This window comes from Nonomuraea sp. NPDC050328, from assembly GCF_044459405.1.
Lineage (GTDB): Bacteria > Actinomycetota > Actinomycetes > Streptosporangiales > Streptosporangiaceae > Nonomuraea.
Map to the genome: position 1 here is coordinate 256325 of NZ_JBITIW010000005.1, position 13525 is coordinate 269849.

Annotated in this window: 10 protein-coding genes; 3 read left to right on the forward strand and 7 right to left on the reverse strand. The window is 75.1% G+C overall.

Annotation, left to right across the window (positions count from 1 at the left end):
* Window positions 1-91 precede the first annotated feature (91 nt).
* Both ACIBG7_RS20925 and ACIBG7_RS20930 read left to right on the forward strand, forming a co-directional pair.
* Complete coding sequence (locus tag ACIBG7_RS20925; protein WP_357928241.1) at window positions 92-1141, forward strand: DUF4352 domain-containing protein; 1050 nt, start codon at window positions 92-94, stop codon at window positions 1139-1141.
* Between the two features lie 45 nt (window positions 1142-1186).
* A complete protein-coding gene (locus ACIBG7_RS20930) occupies window positions 1187-2218 on the forward strand; it encodes a zinc-dependent alcohol dehydrogenase family protein (protein WP_357928243.1) in 1032 nt (343 codons plus the stop codon).
* On the opposite strand, the gene ACIBG7_RS20935 is transcribed toward ACIBG7_RS20930, so the two are convergent.
* Window positions 2215-3312 (reverse strand): class I SAM-dependent methyltransferase, encoded by a 1098-nt coding sequence (locus tag ACIBG7_RS20935; RefSeq protein ID WP_397337287.1) that lies wholly within the window; start codon window positions 3310-3312, stop codon window positions 2215-2217. The two genes, ACIBG7_RS20930 and ACIBG7_RS20935, sit on opposite strands and share 4 nt — an antisense overlap.
* A gap of 202 nt (window positions 3313-3514) precedes the next feature.
* Here ACIBG7_RS20935 and ACIBG7_RS20940 point away from each other — a divergent pair, with 202 nt between their 5' ends.
* A complete protein-coding gene (locus ACIBG7_RS20940; protein WP_357928248.1) occupies window positions 3515-4120 on the forward strand; it encodes a response regulator transcription factor in 606 nt (201 codons plus the stop codon).
* Here the strand turns inward: ACIBG7_RS20940 and ACIBG7_RS20945 are convergent.
* From ACIBG7_RS20945 to ACIBG7_RS20970, 6 genes are all read right to left on the reverse strand, one after another.
* Entirely contained in the window at window positions 4004-6088 is a 2085-nt protein-coding gene (locus ACIBG7_RS20945; protein WP_397337288.1) for a prolyl oligopeptidase family protein, read from the reverse strand. The two genes, ACIBG7_RS20940 and ACIBG7_RS20945, sit on opposite strands and share 117 nt — an antisense overlap.
* The gene (locus tag ACIBG7_RS20950) at window positions 6085-7731 is read right to left on the reverse strand and encodes an ATP-binding cassette domain-containing protein (RefSeq protein ID WP_397337289.1); all 1647 of its coding nucleotides are present in this window, start codon (window positions 7729-7731) and stop codon (window positions 6085-6087) included. Before ACIBG7_RS20950 ends, ACIBG7_RS20945 begins: the two co-directional genes overlap by 4 nt.
* Window positions 7728-9380 carry an ATP-binding cassette domain-containing protein gene (locus tag ACIBG7_RS20955; RefSeq protein ID WP_397337290.1) on the reverse strand — a complete coding sequence of 551 codons (1653 nt, stop codon included), beginning with the start codon at window positions 9378-9380 and terminating at the stop codon, window positions 7728-7730. The genes ACIBG7_RS20950 and ACIBG7_RS20955 overlap by 4 nt, the downstream gene beginning before the upstream one ends.
* Before the next feature lie 120 nt (window positions 9381-9500).
* On the reverse strand, window positions 9501-9632 hold the full coding sequence (locus ACIBG7_RS20960; protein ID WP_357928260.1) for a SapB/AmfS family lanthipeptide: 132 nt from the start codon (window positions 9630-9632) through the stop codon (window positions 9501-9503).
* A gap of 4 nt (window positions 9633-9636) precedes the next feature.
* The gene (gene lanKC / locus ACIBG7_RS20965; protein ID WP_397337291.1) at window positions 9637-12153 is read right to left on the reverse strand and encodes a class III lanthionine synthetase LanKC; all 2517 of its coding nucleotides are present in this window, start codon (window positions 12151-12153) and stop codon (window positions 9637-9639) included.
* Between the two features lie 112 nt (window positions 12154-12265).
* Window positions 12266-13372: a sensor histidine kinase gene (locus tag ACIBG7_RS20970; protein WP_397337292.1), complete on the reverse strand. Its 1107-nt coding sequence runs from the start codon at window positions 13370-13372 to the stop codon at window positions 12266-12268.
* Window positions 13373-13525: the final 153 nt, after the last annotated feature.

Consider the following 13525-nt stretch of genomic DNA (forward strand, 5'->3'; position numbering starts at 1 on the left):
GACCGGACGCGCGAACCTGACACCTCGCTCAGGGCGAAATATCAGCGGCGATTACTCTTTGTAGTAGGTGCACTACTCAGGGGGATTCACGATGAATGAGCACGATCGCACCGGCGAGCCCGACGACGCCGCGGCCAGGGCCGCCGAGCGCGCCCGGGAGGAGATCGCCGGGACCGGCGGCCGGGCCGGTGAGCCGGGCGGCTTCCGGGAGCCCACCGCCGAAGGCGGCACCGTCCCGGGCACGCCGGGACGCACCGGCGAGTTCGCCGAGGGCCGGGACCGGTTCGACCCGGACCGCCCCGCCACCGACGACCCGCTGCTCGGCCGGACGAGCCGCGCAGAGAGCACGACGGGCCGGACAGAAGGCACGACCGGCCGGACAGAGAGCGCGTCCGGCCGGGCCGAGGGCATGACCGGCCGGACGGAGGACGTGACCGGCCGGACGGAACGCACGACCGGCCGGGCGGAGGCGGCGGCCGGCAACGGGGCGCATCGCGTCGGGCGGACCGAGACCGGCCGCAAGGGCGGCAACGCCAAGTGGTGGTGGCTGGCCGTGGCCGCCGCGGCCGTGATCGGCCTGCTGTGGTGGGGCGGCTCGCGCAACACCACCCCGGAGGCGGGCCCCGCGCCCACCGCCGGCCAGGCCACCGACGGCCAGGGCGCCGGCCAGGCCGTACCCTCGCCCACCGACACCGCGGCGAGCTCGCCGGCCGCCTCGCCCACCGGCACCGAGACCGGGGCCGGGGCAGGCGCCGCCGGGACGGTCGCCGCGACCGAGGAGCCGCTGCGCTTCACCGTCGGCAAGCCCGAGCTGATGGAGTCGGTCGGCACCGCCCCGACGACCAAGGAGGCGGAGGGCCACTTCGCGGTGATCCCGGTCACCGCCGAGAACGTCGGCTCGGAGGAGGCCGTCTTCTCCGGCGCCATCCAGAGCGTGACCGGCTCCGACGGCCAGACCTACCTGCCCGACGTGTCCATCCTGCGCTACCTGCCGGACTCGAGCCGGCTCTACGAGCCGCTCGCGCCGGGCGCCTCGGCCTCGGGGCGGCAGATGTTCGACCTGCCGGACGACGTCACCCCGGTCAGCATGACGCTGCACGCCGAGCGCGGCTCGAAGGGCGTCACGGTCGACCTGCCCTGACCTGGGGGTTGACCGTACCCGCAGGTCAAAGCCTAAGCTCAACGCGTGCGAGCCGTGCTTTTCGACCGCTTCGGCGGCGACCTCGACCTGTGCCAGGTCGCCGACCCCGTCCCCGCGCCGCACGGCGTGGTGATCCGGGTGGCCGCCACCGGCCTGTGCCGCAGCGACTGGCACGGCTGGCAGGGCCACGACCCGGACATCTCGGTGCTGCCGCACGTCCCCGGCCACGAGCTGGCCGGGGTGGTGGAGGCGGTCGGCTCCGACGTGCGGGGCTGGCGCCCGGGAGCCCGGGTGACCGTCCCGTTCGTCTGCGCCTGCGGCTCGTGTACGGCCTGCGCCACCGGCGACCAGCAGGTGTGCGAGCGGCAGACGCAGCCGGGTTTCACGCACTGGGGCTCGTTCGCCGACTTCGTGGCCATCGACCACGCCGACGTCAACCTGGTCGCCATCCCGGAGGACCTGCCGTACGCGACCGCCGCCGCGCTGGGCTGCCGCTTCGCCACCGCCTTCCGTGCCGTCGCCCAGGTGGGCCGGGTACGGCCGGGCGAGTGGGTGGCGGTGCACGGCTGCGGCGGCGTCGGCCTGTCCGCGGTGATGATCGCGGCGGCGGCCGGGGCGCGCGTGGTGGCGGTGGACGTCAGCGCCGACGCGCTGCACCTGGCCGAGCGGGCCGGCGCCACGCACTTCGTCAACGCCTCCTACGGCGACGCCGCCGCCCAGGTCATGGAGCTGACCAGGGGCGGCGCGCACGTGTCGCTGGACGCGCTGGGCAGCGCCCAGACCTGCGCCGCCTCGATCGAGGGGCTGCGCAGGCGCGGCCGGCACGTGCAGGTCGGCCTGCTGCCGGGCGGCCCGACGCCGCTGCCGATGGGCCGGGTGATCGGCTGGGAGCTGGAGCTGCTGGGCAGTCACGGCATGGCCGCGCACGCCTATCCGCCGATGCTGGAGCTGATCCGGAGCGGGACGCTCCACCCCGACCTCCTCCTCACCCGGACGATCGGGCTGGAGGAGGCGGGCAAGGCCCTGGCCTCGATGGGATCGGTGCCGGGGGTGACGATGATCGTGCCGAACCCCTAGAGGCGGTGGATCTTGAGGTGGTCGCGCCAGCGGGCGATCGCCTCCTCGTCGGCGAAGGCCAGGGCGCGCATCATGTTGCCGCCGTCGCTGCGCCGGACGTTCGCCTCCAGGCGGCGGCGGAGCTCGGGGGCGAGCCGGGTGGTGCCCGCCTCGACGGTGTCGCCGTAGTGCGGGGCGAAGGCCACGCCCTTGAAGCCGGTCTTGCGCAGCAGCGTGGGCAGGGTCTGGCTGGAGTAGAACATCAGGTGGTTCTTGGTGAAGCCGCTCCACTTGGAGCCGTAGGCCTTCAGCAGCAGCGAGCGTGCGTTGACGGTGAGGATCATCAGCACGCCGCCCGGAGCGAGCAGCTCGCGGAAGCCGGTGAAGTCGTCGAGCGGGCGCGGCAGGTGGGCCAGCACCGACCACAGGGTGATCACGTCGAAGCCGCCGGCGGCGATCTCCGGGATGTCGGCGGGCGCGCCGAAGTGCGCCCGGGCGCGGGTGCCGCCCTCGGGCACCGGCAGGGCCTGCAGCCGCGCGTTGGCCTGCTCGACCGAGTCGGGCGACAGGTCCACGCCGCTGGCGTCGAAGCCGCGTTCCTGGGCGAGCTCCAGGAACAGCCCGGCGCCGCAGCCGAAGTCGAGCAGCCGCCGGCCGCGGCCCTCCTCGAAGACCGGGCCGAAGCTCTTCATGACCAGCCGGTAGCGGCGCTGCCGGTTCTCGGCGTAGTCGCCGGTCAGGAACTTGCTGTAGCTGTTGGCGTACAGGTCGCCCAGGCGTTCGGGGCGGACGTTGGGGTTGCGGTAGAGGAAGCCGCAGGAGGGGCAGCGGACGACGTGGTAGCGCCAGCCCTTGCCGCCGGTGGGCTCGAAGAGTTTCTGCTGGCGGGATTCGCCGCACAGCATGCAGCTCAGGTATTCCTCGATCTCGCCGAGCGGCACCCGCTCGCGGTATTCGTCGAGGGAGATCACCGGCGTGCGGGCGATCCGCAGGCGCCACTGGGCCTCGCGGATCTGGCGTTCGCCGGGCCGCACGTAGACGCGCTGGCCCCACGGCACCTTGTCGTATCGCGTGCCGTACACCAGCTTGTAGAGCTTTCGGCGGGCAGAGACCATGGGCGGCACCTCACACAGGTCAGGGGGCCCCCGAGTTTTGCCCCGTTTCGCGGAGACTATGCCAGCAGAATTCCGCTCGCGTTCATGAATTCCCACTTTCACCATATTGGGCACCAACCAGCTTGATGAGATGACTTTTCAGAATCTGACTCATTGGTCAGGATGAGGGCGACACCGTTTTCCCGAGGACCGCGAGGACCCAGTGATCCGGACATTGCTCGCCGAGGACATGGATCTGATCCGCGGGGCGATCGTCGCCCTGCTGGCCACCGAACCGGACATCGAGGTGGTGGCGGAAGTGGATCGCGGTGACGAGGTCCTGGCCGCGGCGCGGGCCTGCAAGCCGGACGTCGCCGTGCTCGACCTGGCGATGCCGGGCATGGACGGCCTGTCGGCGGCCAAGGAACTGCACGAGGAGCTGCCGGGGTGCAAGGTGCTGATCCTGACCGGCATCGGCACGCCCGGCTCGCTGAAGCGCGCCCTCGACGCCCAGGTGCGCGGCTTCCTGGCCAAGGACGCGCCGCCGAGCGAGCTGGCCGACACCATCCGCAAGATCGCCGGGGGCGGCACGGTGGTCGACTCGACGCTGGCCATCGCGGCGATGACCTCGCCGGAGACGCCGCTGACCGCGCGCGAGCTGGACGTGCTCGGCGCGGCCGCGGAAGGCTCGTCCATCCCGGAGATCGCCGCCTCACTCTTCCTGGCGGAGGGCACCGTCCGTAACTACCTGGGGCGCACCCGCACCAAGCTGGGCGCCCGCAGCGGCATCGACGCGATCCGCATCGCCCGCGAGTCGGGGTGGATCTGACAGGCCGGTCCAGGCGGCCAGGAAGGCGAGGGCGTCGGCGGCGAAGGCGATCGAGCGGCTGACCGCGCGGGCGCCGTGCCCGACGCCGCTCTCGTGCCGCAGCAGCACGGGCCGCCCGCCGGAGGAGGCCCACTGCAGGGCGGCGCACATCTTGCGCGCGTGCATCGGGTCGACCCGGGTGTCGCCCGCCGCGGTGGTGAACAACGTCGCCGGGTAGGCGGTCCCGGGCTCGACGTGGTGGTAGGGCGAGTAGGCCAGCAGCCAGGCGAGCTCCTCCGGCACCTCGGCAGAGCCGTACTCCTGGCGCCAGGCCCGGCCCAGGCCGGAGTGCTCGTAGCGGACCATGTCCAGCAGCGGCGCGGCGCACACGGCCGCCCCGAACAGGTCGGGGTGCTGGGTGAGCATCGCGCCGACGAGCAGCCCGCCGTTGGACTCCCCCCACAGGCCGAGCTGCGAAGGCGTGGTCCAGCCCTCGGCGACCAGTAGCCGGGCCACGGCGGCGAAGTCGTCGAAGACGTTCTGCTTGTGCTCGCGCATGCCGGCGCGGTGCCAGGCCTCGCCCTCCTCGCCGCCGCCGCGCAGCCCGGCGATCGCCAGCACGCCGCCCGCCTCGACCCAGGCCAGGGAGTCGGCGGCGTAGGCCGGGGTCAGCGAGCGCCCGAAGCCGCCGTAGCCGGTCAGGATGGCCGGGCGCGGGCCGCCGGGCCACGAGCGCCGCGCGACCACCACGACCCGCACCGGCGTGCCGTCCTTGGAGCGGCAGGTGAGCTGGCGGCTCTCCACGTCCGGCGGGGCGCTCGGGCCCGGCGCGGCCAGCCACCGCGTGGCCGCGCCGGTGCGGGCGTCGTAGCGCCAGACGGCCGGCGGGGTGACGGCGTCGGTGTAGGTGAACCAGGCCTCGTGGCCGCCCTCGGGCCGGGTGGTGAGCGAGCCGGCGGTGCCGCTGCCGGGCAGCGGGATGCTGCCGGTGCGCCGCCCGCTGACCTGGTCGTGCAGGTCGAGCTCGGACAGCCCGTGCCGCACGCGGGCCACCAGCAGGGTGCCGCCCTCCAGGACGGTGAAGGAGGTGGTGACCGCTTCGGGGTCCTCGGGCACGAGCTCGGTCCAGCGGCCCGGCAGGGCGGGATCGGCCACGCAGATCCGCCCCCTGGGCGCGTCCCGGTCGGTCAGCACGTACAGCAGGCCGTCCGGGGCGACGGCGGCGACGCTGTGCGCCTGCCCGGCCGGCTGCACGCGGCGCAGCTCGCGGCCGGTGAGGTCGGCCAGCCACAGCTCGTTCGGCGCGGAGGCGCCCGGCGCCGCCGACACCGTCAGCCACCGCCCGCACCCGCTCATCGCCAGCCCGTAGGAGGCGCCCTCCCCCGCGGTGAAGACCAGCGCGTCGCGCTCCGGCGGCTCGCCGAGCAGGTGCCGGTAGACGCCCTGGCCGAAGCGGATGTAGAAGAAGCCGTCGCCTCGGCTCGTCCAGGCCACCGGTGAGTACCGGCAGCCGTGGATCGGCCCGTCCACCGCCCGGCCGGTGCCGGTCTCCAGGACGTGCAGCTCCGCGCGTTCCTCGCCGCGCTTGGAGACCTGGTAGGCCAGCAGCTCGCCGTCCGGGCTCGGCTCCCAGCCGTCCACCGTGGTCAGCCCGGTCGGGTCGAGCCGCATCGGGTCGAGCACCACCCGCTCCCCCGACCGCACCACGGGGTGTTCCTGGCCGGGGTCGCGGCGGAGCTCGAAGCACCGCTCGCCGCGCCACACCGGCGGCGTCACCTGGCCCGCCTGCCCCAGCTCGGCCAGTCTCGCCCGCAGCCGTTCGCGCCAGGGCAGCCGCCCGGCGTGCTCGAGCCAGAGCGTGTCCTGCTCGGCCTGCCACGTCTTCGTCGCCGGGTCCCCGGCGTCCTCCAGCCATCGGTAGGGGTCGGCGATCTCGTGGCCGTGCAGGCTCTCCACGTACGGCAGGCGTACCGCGGGCGGGTAGCTCATGGGATCAGTTCCTCTCTGGCGAAACGGCGATCACGAGGGGCCCCGTCGCCGAGCGTCAGCACCCGGCGGGCGCGGCGCGCGGAGGCGGCGCGGTGGGCGATCACGACGAGCGTCCCCGGCCGGCGGGCGAGCGCCTCCTCGGCGCGGGCCTCGGCCACAGGGTCCAGGTGGCAGGTGGCCTCGTCCAGCACGATCAGCCGGGCGGGGCTGAGCAGGGCCCGGGCCAGGGCCAGGAGCTGCCGCTCCCCCGCCGACAGCGCGGCCGGGTCGAGCAGGCCCTGGTAGCCGCCGCAGCGGGCGACGAGCTCGGCCAGGCCCAGCTCGGCCACCGCGGCCTCGGCTTCGTGCTCGGACGCCTCGCCGGGATAGGCGAGGTTCTCCAGCACGGTGCCGCGGAAGACGTAGGCCTCCTGCGGGATCAGCAGGCGGGCGGCGGGGTCGACCCGGTCGGCCGGGAGGCCGCCGATCAGCACCTGCCCGGCGTCGGGGCGCAGGGCGCCGGCCAGCAGCGCGGCGAGAGTGGACTTGCCGGCGCCGCTCGGCCCGGTGATCGCCAGGTGCTCGCCGTCGGGGACCTCCAGGTCGAGGCGGTCGAGCACCGGTTCGGCCTGCGGGCCGTAGGCGAAGGTGACCTGGCGCAGGGTGAGCGTGACGTCGGCGGGCCGGGCCGCCGGCGGGGGCGGGATGGCGGCCGGGGTGCCGGCGAGGATGCGGCCGAGCGCGGCCAGGAGGCGCACCCCGCTGACGCCGACGCCTTCGACCAGGCCGCCGAGCGCCGGGGCGAGGGACTGGGTGACGTAGGCGAGCGCGCCCACCACGGTGGCGATGGCCACGCCCTGGGCCAGCAGCGCCGGGGTCCAGGCCAGCACGAGCAGCACCGGCAGCCAGCCGCCCACGGTCAGCGCGGTGGTGCGCAACGCGGTGAGGCGGGCCAGCCTGGCGGCGGTGGCGGCCTGGGCCTCGACGAGCGCGCCGAGCCGGTCGCCGGCGCTTTGCTCGGCGCCGCAGGCGGTGAGGTCGCGCAGCGCGCCGGCGACCGTGGTCAACTCGGCGCCGGTGGCCTCGTCGGCCTCCAGGTGGGCGCGCTGAGCGCGGATCAGGGCTGGGAGCGAGGCCAGGAACAGCGCGGTGCCCAGCGCGAAGGGGACCAGCACCGGCAGGGCCAGCGCCGGGACCAGCGTCAGCAGCCCGAGCGCGGCGCTGACCAGCGTGAACACGAAGCCGCGCAGCACGGTCACCAGGGCGGCGAAGGCGTCCCTGGCCAGCTCGACCTGGAGCGTCGCGCGGGTGAGCGCCGCGCCGCCGGGCGGCGGGGCGCGGAAGGAGGCGGTGGCCTCGTGCAGCAGGCCGCGCACCACGTGGTGCAGCAGGTCGTCGCGGAACGGCTCGGCCAGGGCGGCGACGCCCAGGATCACCTGGCGGGCGGCGACCGCCGCCACCAGCCACGCGCCGCCCAGCAGCGCCAGCCAGGCCAGGCCGGTCAGCAGGCGGCCGGCCGCGAAGCCGTCCTCGATCGCGCGGGCCACGGCGTGGCCGATCAGGAAGGCCGGCGTCACCTCCAGCACCGACCAGGCGGCGATCTTGGCCAGCACGGCGGGCCGCCGCCGCAGCGCCGCCCACAGCACCTCGCGCGGGCGCGTCATCGGGGCTCCTCGTCGAAGGCGGCGCGGTAGCCGGGGTCGTGCCACAGCTCGCGGTGCGGGCCGAGCCGCCGCACCCGGCCGCCGTCCAGCCAGACGACGAGGTCGGCGCGGGCGGCGACGTCGGGGCGATGGGTGACCACCAGCCGGGTGCGTCCGCCGAGCTCGCCGGTGAGGGCCTCGTTGACCAGCGCCTCGGTGGCCGAGTCGAGGCTGGAGGTGGCGTCGTCGAGGATCAGCAGCCGCTCGGCGTGGGCGAAGGCCCGGGCCAGGCCCAGCCGTTGCCGTTCGCCGCCGGACATCGGGGCCTGGGCGAGCGGCGTGCCGTACCCGTGGGGCAGCCTGCGGACGAAGGCGTCGGCCCGGGCGGCGCGCGCGGCGGGCTCGGCCCGGCCGCCGCCGAGCTCGATCGCGGCGGCCACGCTCGCGCCGACCAGCACGGGGCGCTCGAAGGCGTAGCCGACCGCCCGGCGCAGCTCCGCGCGTGACAGCTCGGGCAGGGGCGTGCCGTCGAGGAGCACCTGGCCCTCGTCCGGGTCGGCCAGGCGGCCGGCGAGCGCGGCGACCAGGGACTTGCCCGCGCCCGAGCGCCCGACGACCGCGGTCAGGGAGCCGCCGGGCAGGGTCAGCGCCGGGATCTCCAGCCCGGCCGCCCGCACCCCGCGGAAGGTGAGCGTGCCCCGGGCCGGAGCGGGCAGCGAGGCGGTGCCGTACGGCACGGCGGGCACGGCGAGCAGGGCCTCGACGCGGGCGGCGGCGGCGCGGGCGCGGGCGAGCTGCCCGGCGAAGCCGAGGGCTCCGCTGAGCGCGGCGCCGAGGACGGCGTAGCGGGCCGCCGCGTAGACCTCGCCGACGGTCAGCCGGCCGGAGGCCAGCAGGAACCCGGCCGCCACCAGGACGGCGACCTCCACGAGCGGCACCATGAGCCCGGCTCGCACCCCGGCGGAGGCGCCCGCGCGCCACAGGGCCAGGCCGTGCGCGCGCAGCCGCGGCAGGGGCTGGAGGATGCGCCGCGTCTCCCTGTCGCCGGATCGGGCGGCGGCGATGGTGCGGGCCCCGGCCAGCGCGTCGGCCAGCCGCGCGGCGATCTCTCCCTGGGCCTCCTGGTAGGCGCCGGACAGCACCCCGCTGACCCGGGCGAAGGCCCGCAGCACGAGCACGATCAGCCCGACCCCGCCGAGCAGCGCCAGCGCGAGCAGCGGATGGAGCAGGGCCAGCGCGACGATCGCGCCGGCGGTGGGCACGAGCAGCGAGAGCGCCGAGACCACCGCCTCCGGCGCGCGGCCGAGTTCCTCGGCGTTCAGGCCGGCCCTGGTGACGATCTCGCCGGGGGGCAGCCGCCGGGTCAGCGCGGGCCCGGCGCCGAGCACGTGCCGCACGAGCGCCTGCCGGATCCGGGCGGAGGCTCGTGCGCCGCTCATGCCCCGGGCCCAGACGGCGAGGCTCTCGCCCAGCACCGCGAGCGCCACGGCCGCCCCGACCACGAGTGCGGAGCCGGCCGGGGGACGGCCGGCGGCGAAGGCGTCGACCAGCGAGCCGATGAGCGCGGGGAGGGCGAGCTGGGCGGCGGTGGCCAGGATCGTGCCGGTGGCCAGGAGCGCGGGCCACGGGCCGCCGTCGCGGACCGCCTGCCGTACCAGCCGGTCGGCCATGGGGTTCCTTCCGGGAAGAGGCCGGGACGGGGTTCCGGAACCCGGCAAGAGGCCGGGTCGGGGGGGTTCCGGAACGGATGCGGCCCCGGGGCGCGCGCACCCCGGGGCCAGGTCATCCGATCAGTGGCAGAGAGCGACGCTCAGGTTGCTCGGCTTGCCAGAGTGACACGTGAGGGCCGTGAGGGTGCTGCCGCCGCTGGCGACGTCCGAGCTCGCGGGAGCCTCCAGACCCTGAAGGTCGAGAAGGGACATCCGTCTACACCTCCTTCCGGGTTTCGTGACGGGCAGGCCGCCGGGCAGGCGGCTCGAGGAACGGCAGGCAGGCCCGCCGTTCCGGCTGGTGGGCGGCCAGGGCGAGCAGGACGCCCGCCGTACCGGTTGCCAGATCCATGGACAGGCGCAGCAGCTGGTCGCCGGGGAAGGCCAGCCCGCCGCCGTACGGCAGGGCGTGCCAGCGCAGCCCGGCGGGCTGGGCGCCGAAGGCGGCGACGATGCCGGCGCGGCCGGTGAACAGGCCGGGCTGGACGAAGTAGCCGGAGCGCGCGACCAGCCCGAGCTCGGCCAGCGCGACGGCGAGTTCCTCGTCGGGCCGGTGGGCCAGGTAGCGGGCGAGCACGAGCGCGATGCCGGCCGAGCCCTCGTCCAGGTAGGGCAGCAGCCGCCACCCCTGGTTGACCTGGAGCGAGCCGTCCTCGGCGTGCTTGCAGCGGCGCAGGTCCTGGCGGAGCGCGGTGCCGGCGAGGTCGAGCAGGGCGGCGTCGCCGGTGCGCTCGTAGGCGTGCAGGAAGAGCAGGGCGGGTCCACTGGAGCCGTGCATCAGCCCGGCGCGCGGGTGGGTCCCGCCGCTGAGCTCGGGCACGTCGGTCACCCCGCCGAGCCGGTCCGCGCACAGCTGCACCGCCTGGCCCGCGAGATCGTCGAAGCCCAGGTGGAAGAGGGTGAGCCCGATGCCGGACAGGCCGGAGAAGAGCGCGGACTCCAGCTCGTGCCAGTTCTCGCGCAGCGCGACGCCGAGCACGTCGAGCGCCTGTTCGCGGTGGCCGAGCAGGTCGAGGACGTAGGCGATGCCGTGCAGCCCGTCGTAGAGCCCGAGCCCGGAGCCGGCCGCCGGGGGCCGGGTGGCGCGTTCGACGAGCCACTCGGTGTGCAGCGGCGCGAGCCCGGCGGCGTGCAGCGCGTAGAGCACGCCCGCCGCGCCGTGCGCCAGGCTAAGGGCCCGGCCCGGCTCGAACTGGGCGATGTCGCCGGGGAAGAGCCGGTCGTCCCGGTGCGGGGTGGCGCTGGCCGCGATGGCCTTGCCCAGCGCCGCGCGCAGGTCGGGCCAGGCGGCCTCGCCGGGCATCGGCGGCGCCTTCCAGACCGCGTCGCCGGCCAGCGTCTCGACCGCCGGGGCGAGGGCGCCGGGCGTGAGCGGGAAGGCGCCGGTGACCACCTCGCCGAGGTGGCGGGCCTTGCCGCGGTCGAGCGGCAGCATGATCGTGCACTGCGGGGCGAACAGGCCCAGCCGCAGCGCCGCCAGCGCGTAGGCGTCCACCTCGGTGCCGTGCCGGTCGGCGGGCGGCGCGAAGGCCGGGTGCGCCAGCGCGGAGCGGCCGCGCTCGTCGGCGAGGGTGGCCACCTCGAAGTCGATCAGGACGGTCCTGCCGTCCTCGGTGAGCAGGATGTTGTCCGGGTGCAGGTCGCCGAAGACGACGCCGCGCGAGTGCAGTTGCGCCACCGCCGCCTCGACCCGCTCCAGCGTCTCCAGCGCCCAGCCGGTGTACTCGGCCAGCTCGTCCGGGCCGCAGGTGGCCCAGGTCAGCGGGAAGCGGCGGACCAGCCGGCGCTGGAGGGTGACGCCGTCCACGAACTCCTCGACGAGGAAGTGGTGCTCGCCCAGGGTGAAGTGGTCCAGCAGCCGGGGCACCGCCTCCAGGCCGGCCAGGCGCTCCAGGATCGTCCGCTCGTGGGTCAGCCGGGCCACCGCGTCGCGGCCGGCCGCGTCCAGGCCGGCGTGCGGGCGGGCCTCCTTCAGCACCACGCGCTCGCCGCTGCGGGTGTCCTCGGCCAGGTAGACGCCGCCGCCGTTGGAGAAGTGCAGCACCGACTCGATCCGGTACGGCAGGCCGTCCACGCGCACCGCGTCGCGGGCCTCCAGGTGGGGGCGCAGGAAGGCGGGCAGGCTCACCCACTCAGGGACGGTGAAGACCGCGTTCCGCACGTCGGGGACCGCCTTGCCCTCGCCGTCGAGCACGGCCAGGACGCGGTCGCCGCTGCCGGACAGCACGTGCCGCTCGGCGAAGCCGCCGTAGCGGACGAACAGCGGGCCCTCGCCGTAGCGCAGGTCGCTGAGGATGTACGGGCCCTCGACGCCGCGCAGCGCCTCGTCGAGGTCCTTGAGCGTCAGCTCCAGCTCGGCCTCGTCGCGCGGGTAGAGCGTGAGCAGCTTGCCGCTGGAGGCGCGGGAGGCGGCCTTGGAGTTGAGCATCACCAGCACGGCCGGGCCGCGCAGGAACTTGAAGGCGATGCCCCGGGCCACGCAGTAGTCACGCACCGTCTCCACCGCCCGCTCGGCGTCGTCCAGGCGGGCGGACACGTGGATCTTCCAGCCCTGGGCGGGCAGCGGGTCCTGGCCGGTGGGGGCGTAATAGAGCCAGGTGTCGCTGGCGTAATGCGCCCAGCCGTCGGGAAGGGGTTTTCTGGCGGCGGCGAATTGCGCCTCGGGCGTGGCCTCGCTGTCGAGCACGTCGTAGAAGTGCTGGTCAGCCAGACAATAAAGTTCGTATTGCGCCATGCTTGCCACCTCCCAATCTCGACTTGTTACGAGAATGTCGAATGGGGCGGTGCCGGGTCTACGCCATGGCACATCAGGTGACGGCTAGTTATTCACCGGCCAATTGTGTGTTTTACACATGCTGGTGTGTGATGTGGGTGGATATCCAGAAAACCGCATGTGGCAGCCTCGTGGCCTCGAACCGGCCGCCCGCCTCCGCCACCTTCTCGCGCAGGTTGAGCAGCCCGTGCCCGGCCGGACCGGCCGACCGGGCGCCGTCGTTGACCATCGACAGGTGGAACGTTCCTTCACGCTCCGACAGCCAGATGGCGCATTCCTTCGCCGAGGTGTGCCGCAGGATGTTCGTCACCCCCTCCCGCAGCACGTGCGTGAGCACCTCCGAGACCGGGCGCGGCACCTCCTCGCAGCTCATCCGCACCCGGCAGCTCACCCCCGCCGACTCCAGCACCGAACGCGCCGAGTTCAGCTCCGCCTCCAGGGACGGCAGCCGCAGCCCGTGCGCGACCGACCGGACGTCCCCGGTCACCCCGCGCACCAGCTCCAGCGCCTCCGCCACCGCCGCCGCGACCTTCGCGTCCCCCGCCGAGGCGACCAGCCGCTGCAGCAGCTCGATCTTGAGCACCAACACGGTCAGCCGGTGCCCCACCAGATCGTGCAGGTCCCGGGTCAGCCGGCGGCGCTCCTGCTGGACCGCCTCCCCCACCTGCTGCCCCCGCACCGCGCCCAGGCAGTGCGTGCGCATCGCCAGGATGATCAGCGCGTACTCCGCCAGCCCCGCCACCGGCACCCCCGCCACCCACGGCGACAGCGGCCCGGGCGCCAGCGCCAGCACCGGGCCGCAGCCCAGCGCCGCCGCCAGCGGCCACCACGCCCGCGTGCGGTCCGCCAGCACGAACAGCCCGCCCGCCAGCAGGCACCCCACCGGCGCCCACCCCTCGCCCCACACCCACAGCGGCGCCCACGTGAGCACCGCCTGCGCCCCCACCGTCCACCACGGCACCCTGCGGTGCTTGACCACCCTGGCCACGATCAGGGCGTGCAGGACCAGCACCCCCGCCAGCCCCGCCGCCCCCGCGGCCACCTCGCCCCAGCTTCCGGCGAGCTCCACCAAGGTCCTGCCGACGAGCCAGAAGGCCCCGGCTCCCCAGGTGAGCCCGCATAACCAGATCGGCGACAACGCTGCGATCCCCACCGAACGCGGCGCGGAGGTTCCGTCCATCGGTTCCCTTCGCGTGCACTCCACTGTTCCCTTGTGCCCTGGCGCTTCTCTTCCCTCGCCAGGGGTACGGCACGCCGCGGCGGACCACGTGTCCGGCACTGGCCGGGCACGCCGGGTTCGCCTGCCGTACCGTCTCTTGGCTGGAAGTGGTGC

Coding starts and splice junctions, on each gene's coding strand:
- ACIBG7_RS20925 (WP_357928241.1), top strand. CDS start 92: ATGAATGAGCACGATCGCACCGGCGAGCCCGACGACGCCGCGGCCAGG.
- ACIBG7_RS20935 (WP_397337287.1), bottom strand. CDS start 3,312: ATGGTCTCTGCCCGCCGAAAGCTCTACAAGCTGGTGTACGGCACGCGA.
- ACIBG7_RS20945 (WP_397337288.1), bottom strand. CDS start 6,088: ATGAGCTACCCGCCCGCGGTACGCCTGCCGTACGTGGAGAGCCTGCAC.
- ACIBG7_RS20950 (WP_397337289.1), bottom strand. CDS start 7,731: ATGACGCGCCCGCGCGAGGTGCTGTGGGCGGCGCTGCGGCGGCGGCCC.
- ACIBG7_RS20955 (WP_397337290.1), bottom strand. CDS start 9,380: ATGGCCGACCGGCTGGTACGGCAGGCGGTCCGCGACGGCGGCCCGTGG.
- ACIBG7_RS20960 (WP_357928260.1), bottom strand. CDS start 9,632: ATGTCCCTTCTCGACCTTCAGGGTCTGGAGGCTCCCGCGAGCTCGGAC.
- lanKC (WP_397337291.1), bottom strand. CDS start 12,153: ATGGCGCAATACGAACTTTATTGTCTGGCTGACCAGCACTTCTACGAC.
- ACIBG7_RS20970 (WP_397337292.1), bottom strand. CDS start 13,372: ATGGACGGAACCTCCGCGCCGCGTTCGGTGGGGATCGCAGCGTTGTCG.